The organism is Curvivirga sp. (assembly GCF_965219885.1).
Lineage (GTDB): Bacteria > Pseudomonadota > Alphaproteobacteria > UBA8366 > Aestuariispiraceae > Curvivirga.
This window is the reverse complement of sequence record NZ_CBDCOT010000009.1, coordinates 2,303,084-2,327,347: the sequence shown is the minus strand read 5'-3', so window position 1 is coordinate 2,327,347 and position 24,264 is coordinate 2,303,084. Positions and strand designations below refer to the sequence as shown.

Annotated in this window: 20 protein-coding genes; 14 read left to right on the top strand and 6 right to left on the bottom strand. The window is 43.1% G+C overall.

The window, feature by feature from the left end; all coding sequences use genetic code 11:
- The first annotated feature begins 1 nt into the window (after window position 1).
- From pyrC to ACOQOA_RS16420, 10 genes are all read left to right on the top strand, one after another.
- Entirely contained in the window at window positions 2–1,309 is a 1,308-nt protein-coding gene (gene pyrC / locus ACOQOA_RS16465) for a dihydroorotase (protein WP_420549689.1), read from the top strand.
- Window positions 1,310–1,336: 27 nt separating this feature from the next.
- Window positions 1,337–1,960 carry a glycerol-3-phosphate 1-O-acyltransferase PlsY gene (gene plsY / locus ACOQOA_RS16460; protein WP_420549688.1) on the top strand — a complete coding sequence of 208 codons (624 nt, stop codon included), beginning with the start codon at window positions 1,337–1,339 and terminating at the stop codon, window positions 1,958–1,960.
- 80 nt (window positions 1,961–2,040) lie between these two features.
- The gene (gene dprA / locus ACOQOA_RS16455) at window positions 2,041–3,177 is read left to right on the top strand and encodes a DNA-processing protein DprA (RefSeq protein WP_420549687.1); all 1,137 of its coding nucleotides are present in this window, start codon (window positions 2,041–2,043) and stop codon (window positions 3,175–3,177) included.
- Window positions 3,178–3,401: 224 nt separating this feature from the next.
- Window positions 3,402–4,502 (top strand): DUF2336 domain-containing protein, encoded by a 1,101-nt coding sequence (locus tag ACOQOA_RS16450; RefSeq protein WP_420549686.1) that lies wholly within the window; start codon window positions 3,402–3,404, stop codon window positions 4,500–4,502.
- Window positions 4,503–4,632: 130 nt separating this feature from the next.
- Window positions 4,633–7,320: a type I DNA topoisomerase gene (gene topA, locus ACOQOA_RS16445; protein ID WP_420549685.1), complete on the top strand. Its 2,688-nt coding sequence runs from the start codon at window positions 4,633–4,635 to the stop codon at window positions 7,318–7,320.
- A gap of 3 nt (window positions 7,321–7,323) precedes the next feature.
- A complete protein-coding gene (rnr, locus tag ACOQOA_RS16440) occupies window positions 7,324–9,708 on the top strand; it encodes a ribonuclease R (RefSeq protein WP_420549684.1) in 2,385 nt (794 codons plus the stop codon).
- Between the two features lie 79 nt (window positions 9,709–9,787).
- Window positions 9,788–11,359, top strand: a complete 1,572-nt coding sequence (locus ACOQOA_RS16435; protein ID WP_420549683.1) for a S41 family peptidase — start codon at window positions 9,788–9,790, stop codon at window positions 11,357–11,359.
- Window positions 11,360–11,361: 2 nt separating this feature from the next.
- Complete coding sequence (locus tag ACOQOA_RS16430; RefSeq protein WP_420549682.1) at window positions 11,362–12,042, top strand: NUDIX hydrolase; 681 nt, start codon at window positions 11,362–11,364, stop codon at window positions 12,040–12,042.
- A 139-nt stretch (window positions 12,043–12,181) separates the two neighbouring features.
- Window positions 12,182–12,349: a 50S ribosomal protein L33 gene (gene rpmG / locus ACOQOA_RS16425; protein ID WP_155155225.1), complete on the top strand. Its 168-nt coding sequence runs from the start codon at window positions 12,182–12,184 to the stop codon at window positions 12,347–12,349.
- Between the two features lie 164 nt (window positions 12,350–12,513).
- Window positions 12,514–12,750: a YdcH family protein gene (locus ACOQOA_RS16420; RefSeq protein WP_420549681.1), complete on the top strand. Its 237-nt coding sequence runs from the start codon at window positions 12,514–12,516 to the stop codon at window positions 12,748–12,750.
- A 70-nt stretch (window positions 12,751–12,820) separates the two neighbouring features.
- Here ACOQOA_RS16420 and ACOQOA_RS16415 read toward each other — a convergent pair whose 3' ends face one another.
- Together ACOQOA_RS16415 and ACOQOA_RS16410 are read right to left on the bottom strand one after the other, a co-directional pair.
- Window positions 12,821–14,260 (bottom strand): PleD family two-component system response regulator, encoded by a 1,440-nt coding sequence (locus tag ACOQOA_RS16415; RefSeq protein ID WP_420549680.1) that lies wholly within the window; start codon window positions 14,258–14,260, stop codon window positions 12,821–12,823.
- 46 nt (window positions 14,261–14,306) lie between these two features.
- A complete protein-coding gene (locus tag ACOQOA_RS16410; RefSeq protein ID WP_155155228.1) occupies window positions 14,307–14,672 on the bottom strand; it encodes a response regulator in 366 nt (121 codons plus the stop codon).
- A 221-nt stretch (window positions 14,673–14,893) separates the two neighbouring features.
- On the opposite strand from ACOQOA_RS16410, the gene ACOQOA_RS16405 reads away from it, so the two are divergent.
- From ACOQOA_RS16405 to ACOQOA_RS16390, 4 genes are all read left to right on the top strand, one after another.
- Window positions 14,894–15,847, top strand: a complete 954-nt coding sequence (locus ACOQOA_RS16405; RefSeq protein ID WP_420549679.1) for an ROK family protein — start codon at window positions 14,894–14,896, stop codon at window positions 15,845–15,847.
- Window positions 15,848–15,879: 32 nt separating this feature from the next.
- Window positions 15,880–17,166 carry a DNA polymerase IV gene (locus ACOQOA_RS16400; RefSeq protein WP_420549678.1) on the top strand — a complete coding sequence of 429 codons (1,287 nt, stop codon included), beginning with the start codon at window positions 15,880–15,882 and terminating at the stop codon, window positions 17,164–17,166.
- 51 nt (window positions 17,167–17,217) lie between these two features.
- Window positions 17,218–18,183: a 2-hydroxyacid dehydrogenase gene (locus tag ACOQOA_RS16395; RefSeq protein WP_420549677.1), complete on the top strand. Its 966-nt coding sequence runs from the start codon at window positions 17,218–17,220 to the stop codon at window positions 18,181–18,183.
- A gap of 204 nt (window positions 18,184–18,387) precedes the next feature.
- The gene (locus tag ACOQOA_RS16390; protein WP_420549676.1) at window positions 18,388–19,221 is read left to right on the top strand and encodes a GGDEF domain-containing protein; all 834 of its coding nucleotides are present in this window, start codon (window positions 18,388–18,390) and stop codon (window positions 19,219–19,221) included.
- Here ACOQOA_RS16390 and ACOQOA_RS16385 read toward each other — a convergent pair.
- The 4 genes from ACOQOA_RS16385 to ACOQOA_RS16370 all read right to left on the bottom strand — a co-directional run bounded on the left by ACOQOA_RS16385 (window position 19,218) and on the right by ACOQOA_RS16370 (window position 24,256).
- The gene (locus ACOQOA_RS16385) at window positions 19,218–20,066 is read right to left on the bottom strand and encodes a VOC family protein (RefSeq protein ID WP_420549675.1); all 849 of its coding nucleotides are present in this window, start codon (window positions 20,064–20,066) and stop codon (window positions 19,218–19,220) included. The two genes, ACOQOA_RS16390 and ACOQOA_RS16385, sit on opposite strands and share 4 nt — an antisense overlap.
- Before the next feature lie 11 nt (window positions 20,067–20,077).
- Window positions 20,078–20,983: an EamA family transporter RarD gene (gene rarD, locus ACOQOA_RS16380; RefSeq protein WP_420549674.1), complete on the bottom strand. Its 906-nt coding sequence runs from the start codon at window positions 20,981–20,983 to the stop codon at window positions 20,078–20,080.
- A gap of 114 nt (window positions 20,984–21,097) precedes the next feature.
- A complete protein-coding gene (locus tag ACOQOA_RS16375; RefSeq protein WP_420549673.1) occupies window positions 21,098–22,471 on the bottom strand; it encodes a S8 family peptidase in 1,374 nt (457 codons plus the stop codon).
- A gap of 165 nt (window positions 22,472–22,636) precedes the next feature.
- Window positions 22,637–24,256 carry a fumarate hydratase gene (locus tag ACOQOA_RS16370; protein ID WP_420549672.1) on the bottom strand — a complete coding sequence of 540 codons (1,620 nt, stop codon included), beginning with the start codon at window positions 24,254–24,256 and terminating at the stop codon, window positions 22,637–22,639.
- Window positions 24,257–24,264 lie beyond the last annotated feature (8 nt).

Below are 24,264 nucleotides of genomic sequence, written 5' to 3'. Positions count from 1 at the left end.
CATGGCACAATCCCGTATTGCTTATATGAATGCCCGTCTACTTGATCCTGCATCCGGTCTTGATGCCACAGGTGCTGTGCTGGTTGAAGATGGTGTGATTGCGGACTTTGGCCCAAACCTGTTTAAAAGTGGCGCGCCTTCCGTTGATAAGGTTGTGGACTGCAAAGGCCTTTGTCTCGCACCGGGGCTTGTTGATATGCGTGTTCAAATCCGCGAACCGGGTGATGAGCATAAAGGCACTTATGAAACAGCAACCGATGCCGCAAGTGCAGGTGGCGTTACTACGATGGTAACCCTTCCAAAAACAGATCCAGTAATTGATGATGAGGCAGGCGTTCGTTACGTAGCACGTCGCGCACGTCAATTAAAGCGTACAAAAATCCATTCTTATGGTGCGATTACCCGAAATCTGGAAGGCAAAGAACTTACAGAATTCGGTATGTTAAGCGAAGCCGGTGCAGTTGCATTTACAGATGCGACCAAAGCGGTTGCCAATGCTGGTGTCATGCGCCGGGCCTTAAGTTATTCTACTGCCTTCGATTTGTTATTGGTACAACATGCAGAAGAACCTAGCCTTGCATCCAGCGGCGCAATGAATGGCGGTGAATTAGCAAGCCGTCTTGGCTTACCTGCCATCCCGCGCCTTTCGGAAGTCATGATGGTTGAACGGGATTTACGCCTTGTTGAGATGACTGGTGCGCGTTATCACGCAGCTAACATTACAACACGTGAATCTATCGATGTTATTCGCCGGGCAAAACGCCAAGGTTTGCCTGTAACATGCGGAACGGCGCCGCATTATTTTGCCTTAAACGAAACAGCGGTTGGTGACTATCGTACCTTTGCAAAAGTTTCCCCGCCTCTACGAGATGAAATGGATCGTCGCGCGGTAGTGGAAGCACTTGCAGATGGAACCATTGACGTCATCAATAGTGATCATGCACCCCATGATGCTGAATCAAAACGCCTACCATTTAATCAAGCCGCTTTTGGAATTGTTGGCCTAGAAACGTTACTGACTATTTCTCTAGAGCTATATCACAATGGTCATTTATCTTTGTTAGACGTCATTGGTTGCTTAACGAATAAGCCAGCTGATCTACTTAAATTATCTGGTGGTAAGTTAAAAATTGGCGGTGCTGCTGATCTGGTGATATTTGATCCGGATCTACCATGGCAAATTAGCGAAAGTGACTTTAAAAGTAAGTCTAAGAATACCCCCTTTGATAAACGCCCCGTACAAGGCAAAGTCAAAGCAACAATTGTGGACGGTCGTGTCTTATATAAAGACAAGGGCTTTTCTGCTTAATAAGAAAAACAATAAAGGATACTCCTTATGGATTTTACGCTCTCGATTGATTGGAGTCAGGACTGGCAAGCTATGCTTGGGGGGTATCTTTTAGGTTCTATTCCATTTGGTTTAGTATTGGCATTTATCGGTGGCTATGGAGATATCCGAAAGATCGGTTCCGGAAACATCGGTGCAACTAATGTGTTGCGTACTGGTAATAAACCTTTGGCATTGGCAACCTTACTACTAGATAGCGGCAAAGGCGCCATCGCAGCGCTATCCTTTGCTTATTTACTAGGGCCAATGGCCGGCCTGATTGCTGGCATAGCTGCCGTTGTCGGTCATAATTTTCCCATCTGGTTAAAATTCAAAGGCGGTAAAGGGGTCGCAACGACCCTTGGTACTCTCGCTGCGATATCTTGGCCTGTTGGCTTAGGGGCAGCTGTCACTTGGTTAATCATGGCGGTGGTGTTTCGTATTTCATCCCTTTCGGCCTTAGTGGCGTTGGCTCTTGCACCTATATATGCATGGTATTTTCAAAAACCTGAAGTCGCTATTGGTGCAGCTATATTGGCAATATTAGCCTGGATCAGACATCATCAAAACATCGTCCGCATCCTAAAAGGCGAAGAACCAAAAATTGGAAAATCCAAAAAGAAAGAAAGCTGATCTAAGACATCCTTGGTCTTAGAGATAGAAAACAGCTCTTTCCCCTTCATTACCTAAGCAGATAGTTTGAGGGGGACAGTATGAACAACATCACTACCAATTTAAGTTATGAAGAAAAACTGAGTCGCTTACGTCTCATTCGAAGTGAAAATATCGGCCCTATTACTTTTCGCCACCTGATCGCACGCTATGGAACAGCTAAGGAAGCTTTAAAAGCCATTCCAGATATCGCCAAACAAGGAGGAAGAAAGAAGCCGTTTAAACTTTTCCCTTTATCCGCTGCAGAAAAAGAATGGCATCAATTGGATAAACTTGGGGGACAGTTTATTTTTTTGAATAGTGATGAATACTCCTTTCCATTATCTAATACTGAAACCGCCCCACCCGTAATATCCGTGACGGGAAATCCTCATCTTTTAAAAGAGCGTATCATCGGTATTGTTGGAGGTCGCAATGCTTCTTTAAATGGTAAAAAACTCGCACATCGTTTTGCGGAGGTATTAGGGGTAGAAGGATTTACTATCGCTTCGGGCATGGCACGCGGCATCGACACTTCAGCTCATGAAGGCAGTATCAAATCAGGCTCAATCGCCGTGTTAGCCGGTGGTGTTGATATTATTTATCCAAAAGAAAACTCGGATTTATATGCGCGCTTAAAATCCGAAGGATTATTAGTCTCAGAAATGCCACTGGGATCAAAGCCACAAGCGCGCCATTTCCCCAATCGTAATCGAATTATATCTGGATTATCAGAAGGGATACTTGTATTGGAAGCAGCTTTAAAATCAGGCTCACTTATCACCGCTCGCTTTGCCAACGAACAAGGTCGAGATGTTTTTGCTGTTCCCGGTTCTCCCATGGACGCACGTTCACGTGGTTGTAATGATTTAATCCGGCATGGTGCTGCAATCACAGAAACACCTGATGATATTTTAAATACCTTACAGACCCAAAAAGCAAATCTATCAGAACCTGCGAATCATAGCACATTCGAAATCCCGCTTAATCAAGTACAAGAATGTGATTTGGATAAATGGCGGGGTAAACTCCTTAATGCATTAAGCGCAGAACCAGTTTCAATGGATGATCTTATTCGTGATATGGACGCCCCAGCTTCTGAAGTCATCTGTTTGGTCATAGAATTGGAAATTACAGGTCATTTATATCGCCATTCGGGTAACAAAATAGCCAAAACAAGCAATGCGATTCCATTTTAAATTAATTGCGTGATTAATTAATCTTTTTTTAACTTTTAACTTGATCTCGAATCAGTTTTTTGATTCATTATCAAAACTTATGGGGCTATTTACTTGATTCTGAATAAAAATCTAATCAAGTAATCACTAATGTGTGATAGGTGTGACGCACGTCACTGATTCACGTGCCCTTATATAATATAAAAGATTAAGGTTACTTAACGCTTATTTAGGATAAGGGACGCATGTCGGACGTATCTTTTGAAAAACTGCTGCAACTTGCACAGCAACGCACGTTAGATGGTAAAGGTGGCTTAGCTGCCTCCATTACTAAAATGTGTTTGCAGCCTGATACGAATCTGACCCCTGAAGAAACCCATCTTACTTTTGAGATTTTACGTGAATTAATCGGCGAAGTTGAAATGGAAGTACGCCGCTATGTGGCAGATTATCTTGCCCATCGTGACGATGTACCAAGTGATATGCTTGAATTCCTCGCCAATGATACAATTCATGTCGCCTATCCTATTCTGGTTCATTCTCAACAATTAACTGACGAGTTTCTTGTCGATTTAATTGATCGTAAACAACGTGGCCATCATATGGCTGTAGCAGAAAGGCCAAACCTGTCTACGTTGATTACAAATGCCCTAATCCAAATTAACGACGATATGGTTTCTGGAAAACTACTAGAAAATCCAGGAGCCCAAATTACCGATGCGAATATGGATATACTCGTTGAGCGTTCTTTGGATAATGTGCAATTACAAACAAAACTATTAAGTCGTAAAGATATTCCAAACAGCATTGCCCAACGTATGTTTGCTTGGGTTGGTGAAGCGACTCGCCAATTTATTCTTCGCAATTACAAAATTGACGAAGAACTGGCGAACGCCGCGATCTATGATGCCGTTGCAAATGCCCAGCAAGAGGGGGAAGAAGTGGACGCTTCCCCTGTGTCACAACCGCCAAAAGACAAGTTATTCGGGGCGATTACACAATCTATCTCCGATCGACTATATCAAGTCTTAATGACACAGGGACAGCAAGATTTCATTTCTGAATTTGCTTATTCAACGGGCCTTACAATTGCCGTCACCGAAATGGTATTTGATGTGGCTCAGGTTAATACAGTTGCCATTGCTGCACGTGCAATTGGATTTTCCGAGAATCAGTTCCGTGATTTGTTAAAACGTTTCCTTGCAGAGAAATATGAGGATTACCAAGACCGTCAACTGGTCAACAAAGCTGTATCCTATTTCAATAAGGTCAGCCCAAGTAAAGCAGATACTTATCTGGAAAATTGGCGCCAATCTTCTGGCTCAATCGGGAAAACTTTACACTAATTTTCATTGCCGCATTGCAAAACCGCCTCAAGACATGCTACATCGCGCAAAGATGTAGCTTCTTCCTCATATTGAGAGAATCACATATTAGAAAAACAATACCTACCTATTGAAAGGCTTGTTCTGGCGCATGGCTGCGGAAAATGTACTGATTGTAGAATCACCGGCGAAAGCAAAAACCATCAATAAATACCTAGGTTCAGACTTTACTGTTCTGGCCTCGTTCGGTCATGTCCGTGACCTGCCTTCCAAAGATGGTTCCGTTGACCCTGACAATGACTTTGCGATGCAATGGCAAGTCGATAGCAGCTCTAAAAAGCGCTTGGACGATATTGCAAAAGCCTGTAAGTCAGCGAAAAACCTGATGCTTGCGACTGACCCCGACCGCGAAGGGGAAGCAATTTCATGGCATTTACAAGAAGAATTGGCACGTCGCAAAGTCCTTAAGGATTTAAATGTCAGCCGTGTAGTCTTTAACGAAATCACCAAGAATGCAATTGTTACTGCGATTGATCAGGCGCGAGAACTGGATCAGGACTTAATCGATGCCTATATGGCACGTCGTGCTTTGGATTACTTAGTAGGTTTCTCTATCTCCCCTGTGTTGTGGCGTAAGCTTCCAGGCTCTCGCTCTGCAGGTCGTGTACAATCTGTTGCCTTACGCCTTATCTGTGATCGCGAAGCAGAGATTGAGGCTTTCCGTCCTGATGAATACTGGAGTGTCGCGGCAAAATTAAGCGCTCCAAATGGTCAAGCGTTTGAAGCACGCCTCACACATTTTGACGGTGAAAAACTGGATAAACTATCACTTGGTAATCAAGGAATTGCAGAGGCTGCGCTAAACGCAGTCAAAGCAGGCCAATATACGATTTCAGAAACTGAAAACAAAACAGTTCGCCGTAATCCTTATGCCCCATTCACAACCTCCACCTTGCAACAAGAAGCAAGCCGAAAACTAGGCTTTGGTGCGACCAAGACAATGACACTAGCGCAGCGCCTGTATGAAGGTACTGACATTGGTGGTGAAACAGTTGGTTTGATCACTTACATGCGTACAGATAGTACAACATTAAGCATGGAAGCGATTAATTCCTCTCGTAATTTAATTCAAAAAGAATTTGGTGAAAATTACTTACCAAACTCGCCACGTATATACAAAACAAAGGCCAAAAACGCACAAGAGGCTCACGAAGCTGTACGTCCAACAGATCTATCCCGCCATCCAAAGCAAATGGCTGCCTATCTGGATAATGATCAATTACGCCTTTACGAACTCATCTGGAAACGCACCATGGCGTCACAGATGGAAAGTGCTGTTTTCGACCAAATGAAAGTGGTAATTCCATCAAGCGACGGACGCGTTACTTTACGTGCAACAGGTTCTGTACTGAAATTTGATGGCTTCTTAACACTTTACACCGAAAGTAAAGATGACGACCCATCGGATGATGATGAGAATAGCAAACGCCTTCCACCGATGGAGAAAGGCGATGCGACACCTCTAAATGACGCATCAGCGGAACAACATTTCACCCAACCACCGCCACGCTTTACTGAGGCGAGTTTGGTTAAGAAGTTAGAAGAATTAGGCATTGGCCGTCCTTCTACCTATGCTTCCATCCTGAAACTTTTACAGGATCGTGATTATGTGACATTGGATAAACGCCGTTTCCAACCACAGGAACGTGGTCGTTTGGTAACAAGTTTCTTAACAGCTTTCTTTGAACGCTATGTTGACTATGGCTTCACGGCTGCGCTTGAAGAAAAACTAGATGATATTTCCGATGGCCAAAAAGAATGGAAAGCCGTTCTTCGTGAATTCTGGGGGCCTTTCCATGGTCAAACAGAAACGGCTCTTGCTTTGACCTATGCGGAAGTACGTGAAGCAATGGATAAAGAGCTTGCTGTTCACTTCTTCAAACAAGATGAAGATGGTTCAACAGAAGCAGCACGTAAATGCCCTTCCTGCGGTACAGGCCGTATGGGATTGAATATTGGTAAATACGGCCCATATTTATCCTGCTCAAACTATCCGGAATGTAAATATAACAAAAACCTTTCCATGGCATCCAACGACGATGGCGAAGAAGGTGAAGTTGTTGAATTACCAAAAGAACTAGGTGTTGATCCTGAAAGCGGGCAAGTTGTTTCGCTTAAACAAGGTCCTTATGGTGTTTATGTTCAATTAGGTGAAGCTGAGAAAAAAGGCGACAAACCTAAGCGCGCATCCTTGTTAAAAACAATGAAGCCATCCGGTATGGATTTGGATTTAGCTCTACGCTTGTTAAGCTTGCCTCGTGATTTGGGCACTCACCCTGATTCAGGTGCTTTGGTTCAAGCTGGTGTTGGTCGCTATGGCCCTTATCTGAAACATGGCACAGCTTTCGTAAGTCTACCTAAAGAAGATGATATATTGACCATTGGTATGAACCGTGCGGTTGAAGTAATTGCGCAAGCAGGCGACAAAGGCAAAGCAAATGCCAAGCGTGAATTAGGTGTTCACCCAGAAGATGGCAAAGCTATTCATCAGGGTATTGGTCGTTTCGGTCCTTATGTTCAACATGGCCGCACTTATGCCTCTATCAGTAAATCAAGTGGTATTGATCCAGAAGAAATCACTTTGGAACAGGCATTGGAATTGATTGCAGCAAAACTTGCCAAAGGACCAAGTAAAAAAGGTGCTTCAAAGAAAGCTGCAGCCAAAAAAGCGAAATCCAAGAAAGTGTCCTCTAAGAAGGCTTCTGCGAAGAAGGCGTCTAAGAAATCAGCTGCAAAGAAATCCGCTGCGAAAAAGGCTGCAGCAAAGAAAGCGAGCTAGAGTTTGGCCAAACCTCCCAAAATTGTAAAAAGGTCGGCTAAATCCAAAGCCCCGGCCCCTCTTCCTAGCAAACAGGAAATTTTGGATTTCATCAATAATAGTGAAAAGCCCGTCGGCAAGCGAGAGCTGGCCCGGGCTTTCCATTTACGTGGTGACCAGCGTACTGAATTACGTGGGCTCTTAAAAGAACTCGCCTCAGAAGGCTCCATTGATAAAGGGCATCGTCGTAAGATGGCACCCAAAGGAGCGCTGCCGGATGTATTGGTCATTGAGGTTCATGAAGTTGACCCGGATGGGGATGCTTTTGCTAAGCCTGTTTCAACCAAACAGCATGGTGATCTAGATGAGAATGTGCGCATCTTTATGAAGCCACATAGCAATCGAAATGTCCCTGCTCCTAAAATTGGGGACCGCGCCCTTGCACGTTTAAAACGTATTGGCGATAAATCTTACGAAGCAGAGATAATTCGCACGCTTCATCCTGCAAAAGAAAAAGTGCTAGGGTTACTTGAGGCCACAAAAGGTGGCTGCATTCTTCATCCAACTGACCGTCGTAGCAAACTTGATTATTTTATCGCTGAAAATGATCTCAATGGCGCAAAAGCAGGTCAACTTGCCTTGGTACAGCCAATGGGCGGACAACGGGTTTATGGGGCCCAACAAGGTAAAATCACAGAAGTTATTGGCAGCTTCACGGATGCGAAAGCTTTCAGTTTGATTTCCATACATGCCCATGGCATTCCAATGGAATTCAGCGATGAAGTCCTAAAAGAAGCAGATGCATTGCCGGAGCCGACATTAGGTAAAAGGACAGATTTACGTGATATCCCGTTGGTAACAATTGATGGGGATGACGCACGTGATTTTGATGATGCGGTATTTGCAGAACCAGATACTAATCCGGATAACCCTGGAGGCTGGCATCTTCTTGTCGCTATTGCAGATGTCTCCAACTATATCAAAACAAATGGTCCACTAGATAAATCTGCCCAAGATCGAGGGAACTCCGTTTACTTCCCTGATCGTGTTGTCCCTATGTTGCCGGAACAATTAAGTAACGGTTTATGTTCGTTGCGACCTCATGAAGATCGCGCTTGTATGGCTGTTCATATGTATATTGATCGCCATGGCAAATTAATCCGTCATAAATTTATTCGCGGGTTAATGCGATCGGCTGCCCGTTTAACTTATGAGCAGGCTCAGGATGCGATTGAAGGTCGTTTGGATGAAACCACTGAACCAATCATGGAAACGGTCATCAAGCCACTTTATGCAGCCTATCAAGCGTTAGATGAGGCACGTCAATCACGCGGTACTTTAGAGTTGGAAATTCCTGAACGTCGTATCTTTGTAAATGATGCGGGGGAAGTCACCAAGATTCTACCACGCGACCGCTTGGACAGTCATAAACTTATCGAAGAGTTTATGATCACTGCCAATGTGGCTGCCGCCGAAGCATTAGAAGCAAAAAATGCGCGGGCGATCATGTATCGTGTCCATGATGAGCCTAGCTTGGAAAAGATGGAAGCCTTACGTGAAAGTCTTGAAGGCATGGGTCATAATATGACTAAAGGCGGTGTCATCACGCCACGCCAATTTACAGGCATTCTTAAGAAAGTTGAAGGTACTGAACAAGCGCAGATGATGTCAGACATCATTTTGCGTTCTCAAGCACAAGCGGTTTACGCGCCTGAAAATCTTGGACATTTTGGCTTGGCTTTACGCCGATATTGTCATTTCACATCCCCTATTCGACGCTATGCGGATTTGCTGGTTCACCGCGCCTTGATTAAAGCTTATAAACTTGGTGATGATGGCTTAGAAGCCGAACAGGCTGATGAATTTGAAGATTTAGGTGAACATATCTCTCAAACTGAACGTCGTGCTTCAGTTGCGGAACGTGAATGTAAAGATCGCTATGTCACAGCTTATCTCTCGGAGCATGTAGGTGCGGAATTCAAAGGCCGTGTGAATGGTGTCACACGCTTTGGCCTATTCATTACCTTGGATGAAACAGGCGCGGATGGCTTAATTCCGATCGCAACTCTACCGAATGATTACTTTATTCATGATGAAGTGCATCATGCCTTGGTCGGTCGTCAAACTGGTATGACTTATCGCCTAGGAGAGTCAGTCACAATATCCCTACGTGAAGCAGATGCGATCACAGGCAGCATGACCTTTGCGATTGTGGATGGTGGCAAGGTAGATAAGAAACTACAAAGAAGTGTTGGCGGCAAATCTGGTTCCAGCGGACGTGGTGGTAAAAAGCGCTTTAGCCGCAGTAAGGATAAATCCTCATCGAAAAAAGATCGTAGTGAACGTTCCGAGAAAGCGAAAAGTCCTTTTGCCAATAAAGGCAAAAAAACACGTGGCAAAAGACGTTAAGCTTTTCTTGATTTCTCAATAGACCAATCTGCGAAGCTAGGATAAGATTCATCATCGTCGAATCTTTCAAGGAATTCCTGTGCTTATTAAAAGCCTTCATAAATACTGGCCATATGCGCTAGCCTTTTTGTCTGTTACATATCTTACAGGCTGTGCGAGCAAACCTTCAGAGGATGCGTTATGGACTGAACTGGATCAGCAAGTCTTGTTGGAAGGGTTAGAAGGCCTGAACGACTATTATGTGGAGGATATTAACCTTAAAGAGCTCTCACTGAATGGTATACGTGCGGTTATCGCATCAGACCCTGATTTATCTGCAACGTTTACAGATAATAAACTGACTCTTTATTCTTCTGACGAAGACATTCATGACGTTTACTTCAATCAGATTGATTTAAAATATCCTGCATCTTGGGCAAAAGCGGGCTATGATATTATTCGTGAAGCACAAAAAACATCCGTCTTGTTACAAGACAAATCACCAGATCATCAGTTAACGATATATATGACGGCGATGATACAGAAACTGGATCGTTTCACCCGCTACGCGTCTCCACAAGAAGCCCTTTCAATCCAACAGAATCGAGATGGCTTTGGCGGCGTTGGGATCACACTTGAGAAACGCACAAGTACAATTCATATAGCGACCATAGAAGAGAACAGCCCTGCAGCAAGTTCTCGCCTACAAGTTGGTGATCGCCTTATCGCCGTTGATGGTGTCACATTGGATAGTTTAGGTATTGAAGAAGTCTATACATTAATCAGAGGCCCTATTAATCGCCATGTACGATTAGAAGTCTTACATGAAGATATGGGACCTGAAGCTTTTTCCATCAATCTTATCCGTAGTAAAATTTCCCCAAATACTGTTTTCTACGATGCAAATTTACTTTATCCAGTTATTCGCATCAGCAACTTCAATAACCGAACAGCTGTTCGCATGGCCGAAGCAATCGCAAGAGCCAAGGATTATTCCGGAGATCAATTGAAAGGTATAATCCTTGATTTAAGGGGCAATCCCGGCGGTCTTTTACAAGAGGCGATCGATGCTGCTGATCTTTTATTGGATCATGGTATCATGAGCCAAACACGCGGGCGAAACCCACTGAGTTTTCAAAAATTCGAAGCAGAGCCCGGGAATGTCTTGGGCGATATTCCATTAATCGTTTTAATTGATGGCGCAACTGCAAGCGCGGCCGAAATTCTGGCTGCCGGTCTTCAGGATCAGAAAAGAGCTGTGATTGTTGGGGCGATTAGTTATGGTAAAGGCACCGTACAAAATGTCGTTCCTTTATCCAATTACGGAGAATTACAACTTACTTGGGCACGATATCTCGCACCAAACAATTACCATCTTCAAGGTTACGGCGTTTTACCGAATATATGCACTGTTGCACAAGAAAATGGCATTGCCGCTGTCTTAAAGACATTACGCGCACATCCAGATAAATCTCGCCTTGAATTTATAAACTTAAAGCGAATGCAGTTTGATCTAGATGGGGATGTAAAAGGTTTCCGGCATTCTTGCCTTTGGGAAGGGACGACCCTAAGTGAAGCGGATCCCGATATCGAAGCAGCAAAAACATTATTATCCAATCCCGACCTTTATGAAGATGCTTTGGCAATTTCTTACATTAGTCCGAATGGTTAAACATGCAGCAAACTGTTACACCTAAACCTGCTGCAAGTTTAATTCTGTTGCGAGGCTCGCCAGAAAACCCAGAAGTCTTATTAGGAAAAAGGCGTCATGACTTACGTTTCATGCCGGGATATGCTGTATTTCCAGGCGGCCGTGTTGACATTGAAGATACAGAATCTGCAAGATTTCTAGGAATGGATGTTACCGATTTACAGGGCATACGTGATGATCTATCAGGTCAAGATTATATCGCGCATTGCTTGGCTGCTTGCAGAGAATGTATAGAAGAAACAGGCTATCTTCCTATTGATAACGCCAAAGTAGATAAAGATGTTGAGCACCCCTATTTAACAGCCTGCAGAGATCAAAACTCTGGCGTCCTTAACTTACCTTTACCTTGTGTTGCCCAAGCAATTACACCGGAAGGGAGCCCCGTACGCTTTAACGCCCGTTTCTTTGTACATATCGTCAAAGAAATTCCACGCCCCTTCAAACCGGAGGGGGAGCTAATCGAGATCGACTGGTATAACGTGAAAGATGCCTTGAAAACACTCCCTATTGCTGATGTCACGGAATTTGCTTTAAAAGAATCTCTTACTTATTATCAAACAGGTTTGCTGCCAGATCTTCCACCGTTACTTACATATAGCTATGATGATTATAGTGTCATTATTGATAGAGAACCTGAGTTATAAGCTCTTTTTTTGAGATTCTATCATATATCTTCCAAACTAGGCTTGACTTCAGCGTAGTAATCAGTATTTTCGCGGCAGATTTATTTTAACAGCATCTGGTACATTTTTGTTCCGGTGCATTTTTTGCGGGACTACGATCATGGCAAAACCTGCTACATTGCAAGTTAAGTTGGTGAGCACAGCGGATACAGGCTTTTTCTACGTAACAAAGAAAAATCCTCGCAACATCACAGAAAAATTGGAAATGCGTAAATACGACCCACGCGTTCGTAAACACGTTATCTTCCGTGAATCTAAAATGAAGTAATTACTTCTAAATAGATTTTAAAAGAGGCTACCTTCGGGTGGCCTTTTTTATTGCCTTATAAAATAAAGCTACCTCCCTTCTACAATTTGATCAAAGTCAATGTTTCGTCATCAGAGACTGGATACTATCATTCAATCAACAACAAATTTTATAGGGTTATAAACATGTCTCATGTACCTCATGAACTCGCAGATGAATTTCCAGAATATGTAGAAAAAATCCACGATCTAAAGACATCTAATGCACATTTCGCAAAACTTGCTGATGAGTATCACGACATAAACAGAGAAATTCACCGCTTGGAAACACGTGTTGAAGCTGCGGATGAAAGCGTTGAGAAGGATTTACGTCACAAACGTCTAGCCTTAAAGGATGAGATTAACACCCTCCTAAATGGCTAATCTCTATCCTTGAAATGCAGAAAAGGCCCTAATAAGGGCCTTTTTATTTAGCAAAATCTTGTAGCTGGAGCTAATCCTGATCAGCATTCTCATAGCGAATAGCCGGATCCCCTTTACCCACCATATCAAAGCCTGTTGGCACAGCGGCAACTACTGAATTTCGTCCCTGCGCCTTAGCAAAATATAATGCCGCATCTGCGCGCTTAAACAATTTATCAGGCTCATCACCATCTTTTTCAAGCTGTGTTAACCCCATTGAAATACTAACACGAATACCTTTTTCTCGCTCAGCGATCTTAAAGAGATGTTCACAAATTGAGTTACGTAAACGATCTGCAACAGCTGAACCAATATCAAATTCTGTTTCTGGCATAACAACGACAAATTCTTCACCGCCCATACGAGCCACCATATCTACATTACGTAAACCATTCACGATACGATTGGATAATTCAACAAGAACTTCATCCCCTGCCTGATGCCCAAAGGTATCATTCACCCCTTTGAAGAAATCAATATCGAAAACGGCCAAGGTCATAGGTTTATCTGTGGCGAGATGTTTCTCAACCATGCCCCCTAAATGGGCTGTAACATAGCGTCGATTATATAAACCCGTCAGCGCATCCGTAAGCGCCATTGCTAACGAGCGTTCATAATTGTCACGTAAGCGTTCCTGATAGCGTTGACGACGTATCTGCGTTCTAGAACGTGCTAATAGTTCATTTCTATCAACAGGTTTAACGACGTAATCATTAATCCCAAGATCAAGCCCTTTAGCAAGCCGTTCTGTATCATCTTCTTCCGCGATCATCAGGATCGGAATATTTCTTGTATCTTCGCGTGCACGAAGATGGCTAGCAAAGCGAAGAGAATCTTCATTACGCATATGTAAGTTAATAATAACCAGTTCAAAAACTTGATCTTTAATCGCTTCTTCTGCTTCTGCTAAGGTCCCTGCAGAGACAACATTGTCATCATCTTTAGAAAGCGTCTCAACAACCTTCACACGTTCCACCTGACTATCGTCAATCACAAGAACGGAGGCATTTTTCACATCAACAGTATTTACCAGTTTGCGATCACGTAAAACGCCTAGTTGATCCGATGTTTCTTCACGCAGTCGCCATTCATCATTCAGCATCTTCAAGCGCACCAAAGATCGTACACGCGCAAATAATGCTTTATCATTTACCGGTTTTGTCAGGAAATCATCTGCGCCACATTCAAGACCACGTACACGATCTGCACTATCAGAAAGTGCTGTTACCATTACCACTGGAATATGCATCGTATCAGGATCGTTTTTAAGAATTTCGCAAACCTCAAACCCGTCCATACCCGGCATCATAACATCCAGCAAAACGATATCCGGATCATGCGTTTCCACAGCCTCCAAGGCAGAAGGCCCATCAGAAGCAGTAATCACATCAAAATATTCGCTGGTCAGTTTAGCTTCGAGCAGCTTAACGTTCGGCCTTAAATCATCTACGACTAACACACGTGCAGTCATGCCATACCCCGTTTAACTCGCCCCTACCTGTTCGTTAAAAGAAAGCTTATTGTAAGAATTTTTCAACAGTTTCAAGGAAATGACTCACAGAAATCGGTTTTGCGATATAGGCTTCGCAACCTCCTTCACGAATCTTTTCCTCATCCCCCTTCATAGCAAAAGCTGTTACAGCAATCACTGGAATTTCACGAAGATCATCATCTTCCTTAAGCCATTTTGTCACTTCTAAACCAGAAACTTCCGGAAGCTGAATATCCATTAAGATAAGATCAGGTTTCTTCTCACGAGCCATCTTTAAGGCTTCCATGCCATCACGAGTTTCAAGGATATCGTATCCGCGTGCTTCTAGCAGATCATGAAAAAGTTTCATGTTCAGCTCGTTATCCTCAACGATCATGACTGTTTTGCTCATGATTTCCCTCTCCGAATTCTTTCGTGATTGACGAGAAATACTCATCTGGATTTCTTACTTCTTCTTTTAGAAGCTTTACCATATATAATTGCTACCTCGCTAAGACAGATATGGCAATAGAAATATTCCTTTTTTGTATAACTATTTATGGTTAAAACTATAAATTCATTAAATTTTGTTTAAACTTGTATAAAAATCCAATCAAAAAATATTGTTACCATATGACAAAAATTCACGACATTTCATTTCGCCTTGGAATTGACCTTGGCGGCACAAAAACCGAGATCGCAGCCTTTGATTTCAGTGGAATCGAAATCTATAGAAAACGCGTCCTCACGCCCCAACACGATTACGACGCCAATATAAGAAGCATTCGTGATCTGGTCATTGAGATAGAGCAAAAGTTTGGAAAAAACTATACAATTGGTATAGGTATTCCGGGATGTATCTCTCAAAAGACTGGCCTTATAAAGGGCGCTAATTCGACTTGGTTGATCGGAAAAGCATTAGACAAAGATTTAGCTAATGCCATTGGAAAACCGGTTAGACTAGCGAATGACGCAAATTGCTTTGCACTTTCAGAGATGATGGCTTTGACCGAAAGGGTGGATGAAATAGAGGGACCATACGAGGATATTCAATCTGTTTTCGGTGTCATACTTGGTACAGGTGTTGGGGGCGGATTAGTGTTGAATGGACAAGCCATACATGGCGCCAATGGGATTGCTGGTGAATGGGGGCACAATCCTTTGCCAGAACGCGAAATAGATTCCCTTCCCGCCCCTGACTGCTATTGTGGAAGAAGCGGATGTATCGAGACCTATCTTTCGGGACCAGCTGTTACACAACAATATAAAAATCTTACAGGAAAAACTGCCCAAGCCACAGAAATAGCTGATTTAGCAGATCAAGGCGATGTACCAGCGTTAAAAATTATTACCCTTTACGAGACACGCCTTGCCCGCGCCCTTGGAAGCATCATTAACGTCTATGACCCACAGGTTATTGTATTAGGTGGTGGCCTTTCAAAAATAAATCGATTATATAGAACTATACCAGAACAATGGGGACAATATGTGTTTAGCGATTTTGTTGAAACTCAACTTTTACCACCCCATCATGGCGACTCTAGTGGTATCAGAGGTGCCGCATGGCTTTGGCCTCAAAATACCTGATCTAATTTCTTAATAGGAGCAAAACTCGACAAATGCAGGATATCCCAAATAGTCCAAATTGCCTTTGTCGGGATTGCAGCCATATCTGGTATATGCCTGAGCAACCAAGGGCGGCAAGATGTCCGGATTGCAACTCGCCACGATTAAAATACCACTCAGAACTGGCCTTGCTTTCCACGGCCCACATTGATTGTGACTCTTTTTACGCCACGGTAGAAAAACGTGATGATCCAAGCCTTGCGGACAAACCCGTCATTGTTGGTGGCGGACAACGCGGTGTTGTCTCGGCAGCTTGTTATGTTGCGCGTATGTATGGTGTCCGATCCGCGATGCCTATGTTTAAAGCAAAACAACTTTGCCCCGATCTGGTTGTCATCCGCCCAAATATGGCAAAATACAGTAAAGTGGGTAAAGAAATCCGCAAGATGATGCATGATATCACCCCTATGGTTGAACCGATCAGCATTGACGAAGCTTTCCTTGATCTTTCCGGCACTGAGAAATTGCACAAAGCATATCCAGCCCAAACACTTTCAAGATTCATAAAAAGAATTGAAGACGAAGTTGGTGTCACCGCATCTGTTGGCCTCAGCCACAATAAATTCCTAGCAAAAATTGCATCTGATCTAGAGAAACCCAAAGGCTTTGCAGTCATCGGCAAAGAAGAAACTATGGATTTCTTGGGTGATAAACCGGTTACATTAATATGGGGTGTGGGAAAAGCCTTGGCTAAAACCCTTCATAATGATGGCATCGAAAAAATTCACCAATTACGTGCCTATGAAAAATTCGATCTTATGGGACGTTATGGCAGCATGGGTAAACGCTTATATCATTTTTGTCGCGGTGAAGATGATCGTAGCGTATCTGTTGGCGGCGAAACGAAAAGCATCTCAAATGAGACGACTTTCAATACTGATATTTCCGACTATCAAACATTGGAAAATACATTGTGGAAGTTATGCGATAATGTTTCACAGCGAATGAAAAAACAAAACCTTGCTGCACGCACTGTTGTACTGAAATTAAAAACCAAAGATTTTAAACAAATCACGCGTAATCGCACGTTGATTGATCCTACCATGCTGGCAGAACAGCTTTTTCGGGTTGGAAAACAGCTTCTTAAAAATGAAGCCGATGGACGTGCTTTTAGGCTTTTGGGGATTGGTGGAGCAGAACTTGTCGAGGGCGGTCTCGCTGACCCGATTGATCTCGCTGATCCTGATGGTCAGAAACGGGCAAAAATTGAAAATACCATGGATCTGCTGCGTGACAAATTGGGAAATGACGCCATAATAAAAGGCAGATCTTTAAAGTAATTTAATACGTTAACCTACTTTCGAACAAAATATGCTTAATAGGGAGTTAACATGGGCAAGCCGAAAATCTTTGCCACACGCCGCTTCCCTGCGGATGTGGAAAAACGTCTTTTTGCATCATATGACGTTGTTATGAACGATAATGATCAGCCATTAGATATTTCAGATTATGCTAAATATGCAGATAAATGCGATGGTTTGATGATCAGTCCGACCGAAAAAATGGATCAGGCAGCTATAAACACACTCCCTGATAGCATCAAAATCATCTCTACTTTCTCTGTCGGTTACGATCATATCGACGTGGCCGCAGCCACTGCAAGAGATATAATTATCACAAATACACCCGATGTTTTGACCGATGCTACAGCAGATATTGCAATGCTGTGCATGCTAGGTGCAGCCCGCCAAGCCCAAGCATCCGAGAAATCTTTACGTGAAGGCGGCTGGGGCCGATGGATGCCATCAGGTTATCTTGGTACTCATATGTCAGGAAAACGTCTTGGCATCCTCGGTATGGGTAGCATTGGTCAAGCCGTGGCGCGTCGTGCAAAAGGTTTTGATATGCCAATCCATTATCATAACCGTCGACCAGTAGAAGGCGCTGATGACTTAGGTGCAATTTACCATGACAGCGTTGAAAGCTTGCTTGCCGCCAGTGACTTCCTGTCCATCAATTGCCCGTTAACCGAAAGCACGCATCATTTGATAAATGAAGACCGGATCAGTCTAATGCCTGATGGTGCGGTATTGGTGAATACTGCACGTGGCCCTGTCATCAAAGACACAGATGTTATCGCAGCTCTAAAATCTGGCAAACTCGCCGCAGCCGGCCTTGATGTTTTTGAGGGGGAACCAAATATCAATCCCGAATATTTAACATTGGACAACGTTTTCCTTGTTCCACATATTGGCAGTGCAACCGTTGAAACCCGAAATGATATGGGCTTTAAATGCCTTGATAATCTGGATGCATTTTTTGCCGGAACCAAATTACCCAGTCAGGTTTCCCTCTGAGTAGAACAAGGGTAGTTTAATACTGCCCTTCTTCGCATAAACCTCTGAATTACTGCTTTTTCTATATCCTCTCCCTCAAATGCAATATCCCTTATTTTATATCCTATTTATGGCATAATACTTGCATATACTTGTTCTAATTACAGGATTGTATAGACCAAACTCTTGTTATGAGAAGAATTCGGACCCAACCGGAGGATTAGAATGGAAATAATGGATAGCACTTCCTTCTTTGCATCTTTAGATGAAGAAGATAATAAACTCCGTAAACAACAAGCTATTCAAACTGAAGAGAATAGCGAAGAATTGCAACATTCAGCACGTTCTGCGCGTGATATCGCTTTGCAACTTTTAAACTCTGTTGACGATAAAGCTGATCCAATTGATGCCTACTGTAAACTTCTTGAAAATGCCATTCATGACGCTGCAAAAGCAGAACAAGCATTAGCAGAAATGGAAGCCGAAGTTTCCCGACTAAAAGAAGCCTCTATAACTGATGATTTAACAGGCATTCTCAATCGTCGAGGTTTCCGACATGAATTACAACGCGCTATTGAACGCGCTATTCGCCGGAACGAAAATGGTCTTTTGCTCATGATTGATTTGAATGAGTTTAAAGCAATCAATGACACACATGGCCATAAAGCAGGTGATTTGGTTTTATGTGCTGTTGCCAGTCATCTAAAAAACAACATCCGTTTGGTCGATACTGCCGCCCGCCTAGGGGGAGATGAATTTGCAGTAATCTTAACAGGCACGGATCGTATTTTAGGTATGGAAAAAGCCATGCAAATTGATCATGAACTAAATGCGCTTGCGGTTTCCTGGAAAGGTATTCCAATCCCTATTTCTGCCAGCGTCGGCGTTGAACATTATGACAGCAATTCCAAAATAGACACGGTTTTACACGAAGCCGATTTACGTATGTATGCGTTAAAACGTAAATCTGAAGATGAGCCCTATTTTATCGATCATGACGATCCAGCCTCTCTTCAACCAGAAGGATACCCATATCTTGGGCGGCCCGGGAAACTTTAGATAAATTGGATTGCAACCCCACATGCATCTTTTGGCGAAACCAACAACTCACCACTGGTTGCTTTTATATAGTTCACCCTGTTTTCACGAAGTATTGAAGCTGTAGTTGAAAGATCATTCGCGGCCAATATCATGGCCACCATCGTTCCTTCATCTTCATTCCCAGACCATACCAAATCAGGAATAATCTGATTCAATGCGTCTTTTGGGGAGAAAATAATCTCTCCCATGCCTGTATCCACATAAAGAATATCATCTTCAAACTTCGTCGGTAGTTGAAACAGCTTTTCGTAACAGTCCTTCAAACTTGCTGGATCTTCATTAATAATCACATATGCTCTCGCTGCAGTAACTGTATTTGGATGGCTTAACCATTCCTCACGCCAAACGATTTCAGGCGTCAGATGCTGACATACGAACCCTTTAAATCCGGGTGTCTTTTCCGCAGGGATATGTAGAAGACGGAAATTTGGCATCACATCCCCCTCAGGCATTTCCAGCCAACGCCCTAATTTTTGCACACCAGAAGGATCAAAACCTTCTTGATCAAGATGCGCTCTTGTCACCTCTACATCAGAAGAGCGCGCTGCAAGCTTCATAAGTCCTTCGCCGTTTGTAGCGAGAAAATCCACAAGCCCTGCATCAAACTGAGTTGGATCAACGACACCTAGGATCTCTAAATAATCCTGTGGAAACATGATACAATAATTTGCTGTACCCCACCCTTCATGCCGTCCACGGTGTGTGATCGTAAAACCAAGTTTCTCATAAGTTCCACGTGCAGCCTCAAGATCAGAAACACCTATAATGCTGTGATCTAAACCAGTTATTCCCGTTTCAGACATTCGAAATCCTCTTAAACAATTTCCGCACGATTACGACGTGCCGTATATCGACGCTCCCAAGTAAAGATCACCAGACTCGCCCAAATGAAAGCAAAGGTAATAATATCTCCTGTATGGATTTCCTCTCCATAATATTGTGTCGCAAGCACAAATAAACCACTTGGCACAAGATAGAACAGCATACCAACCGTCGAAATAGGCAAACGCTTTGACGCAGCCACATAAGCAACCAATGGCATGGCAGTTACAAAACCTGCGCCCAACATTAATGCATCAGCTTTTAAATCAAGATGAAGGAAACCAAGAGTACCTTGCATATAAAGCCAAATTAAATACCCCGTTGCGAATGGGAATAATAAAATTGTTTCTACACACAGCCCCGGTACAGCATCCACATCGACAAGCTTACGAACAGCGCCATAAACACCAAAGGAAACAGCAAGAACAACACCAATCCATGGGAATACACCAGCGTAAAGAACTGAAATCACAACACCAGCCACAGCGAGACCAACGGATACCCATTGCCATTTACGAAGTTGCTCACGAAATACGACTAACCCAGCTAGGACATTTGCCAAGGGATTCATAAAATATCCTAAGCTTGCTTGCAGGATGAGATCATTGGCTACTGACCAGATATATAGTCCCCAGTTGATCGTAATAACCACGGTAGACAGACTAAGCAGCAATAACATTTTAGGAGAACGAAAAACCCGGGCAATTTCACCTGTCGATTTGTTCAATATCATAATGATATATAAAACAGGAATGCTCCATAGAATACGATGACATAATATTTCCATTGGATCCACGTCACGTAATTCATTCCAATAAAACGGGAATAAAATCCAGATACCAAATGCAATCAGAGCAAATATAACCCCTGCCCGACCTTGATTGTCTTGTTCACTCATCCCGCACTGACCTTTTAGTATTAATAATATATTTCCGCACAATAGGAAGAAGCCATCTAACCGTCAAACGATCAGATGGCCTCAATTCGCGATACATCTATTCCCAACAGGCAACTATCCCGTAATTGCTATTGTTCCGCCATTGTCTTCGGGTAAAGGCGCGGGTACCGGTTCAGGTTCAGGGGAGGAAACTGGCTCATTATCTATTTTTTGTGGTAGAGAAAGCATCGGAAAGGAAAGACCATTTCTAGGATCAAGGATTTTCTCTCCCTTCAGCATCTCGAATAACTCGTTACTCGACTTATCAGGAAACATTTGATGCATAACCGCCATCGCGCCAGCAACATGTGGGGTTGCCATGGATGTTCCGTCCAACTTTTCCAGCACATGCTGACCATCATTACTCACGGACGAAGATTTGATACCAACCCCCGGCGCCAAGAGATTTAAATGCTCTGAAGCATTGGAAAATTCAGCAATATTCCATGTTTTATCCACTGCACCAACACTAATGATAGATGTTGCACATGCAGGCGCACCTAGCGCATCTGCATAACCTTCATTACCAGAAGCAGCAACGATACTTACCCCCTCTTGTTGCAACATCGCGGCCGCGGCCTCAAAAGGATGCTCATCACAAGGATCAGGAAAATATCCACCACCTAAACTCATATTCACCACATTAATGTTTAGTTGCTTTTGTGTTTTCAATTGATAAATCATATCTAACGCAACCAGAACATCTAATGCGCGCCCGCTTCCATTTTCATCTAGCACCTTAAATGACGCAACAAACGCTTCAGGTGCTACACCATATATCCCATTTCCATTTCCCGCGATAATACCTGCCACATGTGTCCCATGGTTCGTTTTCGTAAGTGACGCATTAGGCCCGATATCAATACTCTTTCCATTCCGACATCCTAGTAAAATCACACATGCTTCAAATACCACACGATTTCTCAACATAGGATGAGACGCATCCACACCACTGTCTATAACAGCCACAACTTGTCCAGTGCCGGTTCCGTTCATTTGCCATTGTATAGGCGCACCAATCATTTCGGTACTTTCGGTCAGCTGAGATTTAATTTCCAGATTTTCCCAAATCGCTACTTTTGATGAGAAATTTCTTACATTTTCAAGACCTTGCCTATCCACTCTCAAAACTGAAAACGGCAAATATTTAAACGTATATAAGGGTTCCGCAATAGCGCCCCCTGCCTGCATTTGACGGGTAAATTTTTGTTGTAATCCAGGAAGGTCGATATCACCTGTAATCGCACGATGTAGATCACGAGGATCAATATCACCAGTTACGGCATTCCAACCGCCACTCACAACAATATCAACTGTACCGGACTGAGCTACTTGCGAGGCAAGTTTCTGATAATTATCTGCTTTTGCTGACGATACTAAGATCGCAAAAATCGGCATAACCAAAGCAATGAAAAATAATACATTTCTTTTAAAGCCCAGTTTCAACAATGTAATTCCCCATATGATGTCGCACTATAATCTAATCAACGATTCCGTTATGAACGGTATAGATACTTTTTCTGTATTTGACTGTAGTATCCCTCTTAAAAGAGTCAAAGAAAAAGCGAGACAATCCTGCCTCGCTTTCAATTCTTAATCCGTATAAATAAATATTTATCCCAGATTTAATTCTTTAAAGAAATCATTTCCCTTGTCATCCACAACGACAAAGGCTGGGAAATTTTCCACTTCAATCTTGCGAATAGCTTCCATTCCTAGTTCTTCATATTCGACTAATTCGATAGATTTAATACAATCCTGAGCCAAACGTGCAGCCGGCCCACCAATAGATCCTAAGTAGAAACCACCATGTTTGTGACATGCTTCACGAACTTGTGGGCTACGATTGCCTTTGGCTAACATCACCAAAGAACCACCTGCCGCTTGGAATTCATCCACAAAACCATCCATGCGTCCCGCCGTTGTAGGTCCGAATGAGCCGGATGGCATACCTTCTGGTGTCTTTGCTGGACCTGCATAATAAATTGGATGATTTTTGAAATAATCGGGCATTGGCTCGCCTGCATCCAAACGTTCACGAATTTTCCGATGGGCCGCATCACGCGCCACAATAATGGTACCTGTTAGACTTAAACGTGTCTTAACCGGACATTTAGTTAAAATCGCTAATACCTTTTCCATTGGTTGGTTCAAATCAATTTCAACCACATCACTGGATAGATCACCTTCAGTAACTTCCGGTAGATATTGCGCAGGATTCATTTCCAACTGCTCAAGGAAAATACCGTCTTTTGTAATTTTCCCTGTTGCCTGACGATCTGCAGAACAGGAAACAGCAATGCTAATTGGCAAACTCGCCCCATGACGCGGCAAGCGAATAACACGCACATCATGACAGAAATATTTACCACCAAATTGCGCACCAATCCCCATATGTTGGGTCAGCTCATGCACAATACCTTCAAATTCTTCGTCTCGATAAGCTTGGCCTTTATCATTGCCTTGTTTAGGAAGGCTATCAAGATAACGCGCAGAAGCCAGTTTTGCAGTTTTTAAGTTCAACTCAGCACTTGTTCCACCAATCACCACGGCCAAATGATATGGCGGGCAAGCAGCGGTGCCTAAGGTCTTAATTTTTTCATCAAGGAAAGCGATCATGCGTTCCTTTTCAAGCAACGATGGTGTTGCCTGAAATAGGAAGGTTTTGTTCGCAGACCCCCCACCTTTTGCCATAAATAAAAACTTATACGCACCTTCCCCTTCAAAGAAGATATCAATCTGCGCAGGAAGATTGTTTTTAGTATTCACTTCCTCAAACATAGAAACAGGTGAAACTTGTGAATAGCGAAGATTTCGACGTTCATACGCATCCAGAACACCTTGCCCCAAGGCTTCATGATCATTGCCAGTCACCCAAACGTTTGAGCCTTTTTTACCCATAATAATTGCAGTACCAGTATCTTGGCACATCGGTAAAACACCACCTGCAGAGATATTGGCGTTTTGCAATAAATCCATAGCGACAAAACGATCATTAGCTGATGCATCTTCATCATCCAGAATTTTTCGTAATTGAGCCAAATGCCCTGGACGAAGATAATGATTGATATCATTAAACGCTTCTTCGCATAATAGACGAATACCTTCCGGATCAACTTTAAGAACTTCTTGTCCTTCAAAATCACCAACAGACACATAATCACTCGTGATTTTACGATAAGGCGTTTCATCTTTACCTAGAGGGAACATTACGTCTTTTGGCTCTGCGCTCATTTTTTCCT

Coding starts and splice junctions, on each gene's coding strand:
- ACOQOA_RS16420 (WP_420549681.1), top strand. CDS start 12,514: ATGTCTCATGTACCTCATGAACTCGCAGATGAATTTCCAGAATATGTA.
- ACOQOA_RS16410 (WP_155155228.1), bottom strand. CDS start 14,672: ATGAGCAAAACAGTCATGATCGTTGAGGATAACGAGCTGAACATGAAA.
- ACOQOA_RS16385 (WP_420549675.1), bottom strand. CDS start 20,066: ATGTCTGAAACGGGAATAACTGGTTTAGATCACAGCATTATAGGTGTT.
- pyrC (WP_420549689.1), top strand. CDS start 2: ATGGCACAATCCCGTATTGCTTATATGAATGCCCGTCTACTTGATCCT.
- dprA (WP_420549687.1), top strand. CDS start 2,041: ATGAACAACATCACTACCAATTTAAGTTATGAAGAAAAACTGAGTCGC.
- ACOQOA_RS16400 (WP_420549678.1), top strand. CDS start 15,880: ATGCAGGATATCCCAAATAGTCCAAATTGCCTTTGTCGGGATTGCAGC.
- ACOQOA_RS16415 (WP_420549680.1), bottom strand. CDS start 14,260: ATGACTGCACGTGTGTTAGTCGTAGATGATTTAAGGCCGAACGTTAAG.
- ACOQOA_RS16370 (WP_420549672.1), bottom strand. CDS start 24,256: ATGAGCGCAGAGCCAAAAGACGTAATGTTCCCTCTAGGTAAAGATGAA.
- rarD (WP_420549674.1), bottom strand. CDS start 20,983: ATGAGTGAACAAGACAATCAAGGTCGGGCAGGGGTTATATTTGCTCTG.
- ACOQOA_RS16405 (WP_420549679.1), top strand. CDS start 14,894: ATGACAAAAATTCACGACATTTCATTTCGCCTTGGAATTGACCTTGGC.
- topA (WP_420549685.1), top strand. CDS start 4,633: ATGGCTGCGGAAAATGTACTGATTGTAGAATCACCGGCGAAAGCAAAA.
- ACOQOA_RS16395 (WP_420549677.1), top strand. CDS start 17,218: ATGGGCAAGCCGAAAATCTTTGCCACACGCCGCTTCCCTGCGGATGTG.
- plsY (WP_420549688.1), top strand. CDS start 1,337: ATGGATTTTACGCTCTCGATTGATTGGAGTCAGGACTGGCAAGCTATG.
- ACOQOA_RS16430 (WP_420549682.1), top strand. CDS start 11,362: ATGCAGCAAACTGTTACACCTAAACCTGCTGCAAGTTTAATTCTGTTG.
- ACOQOA_RS16450 (WP_420549686.1), top strand. CDS start 3,402: ATGTCGGACGTATCTTTTGAAAAACTGCTGCAACTTGCACAGCAACGC.
- ACOQOA_RS16390 (WP_420549676.1), top strand. CDS start 18,388: ATGGAAATAATGGATAGCACTTCCTTCTTTGCATCTTTAGATGAAGAA.
- rpmG (WP_155155225.1), top strand. CDS start 12,182: ATGGCAAAACCTGCTACATTGCAAGTTAAGTTGGTGAGCACAGCGGAT.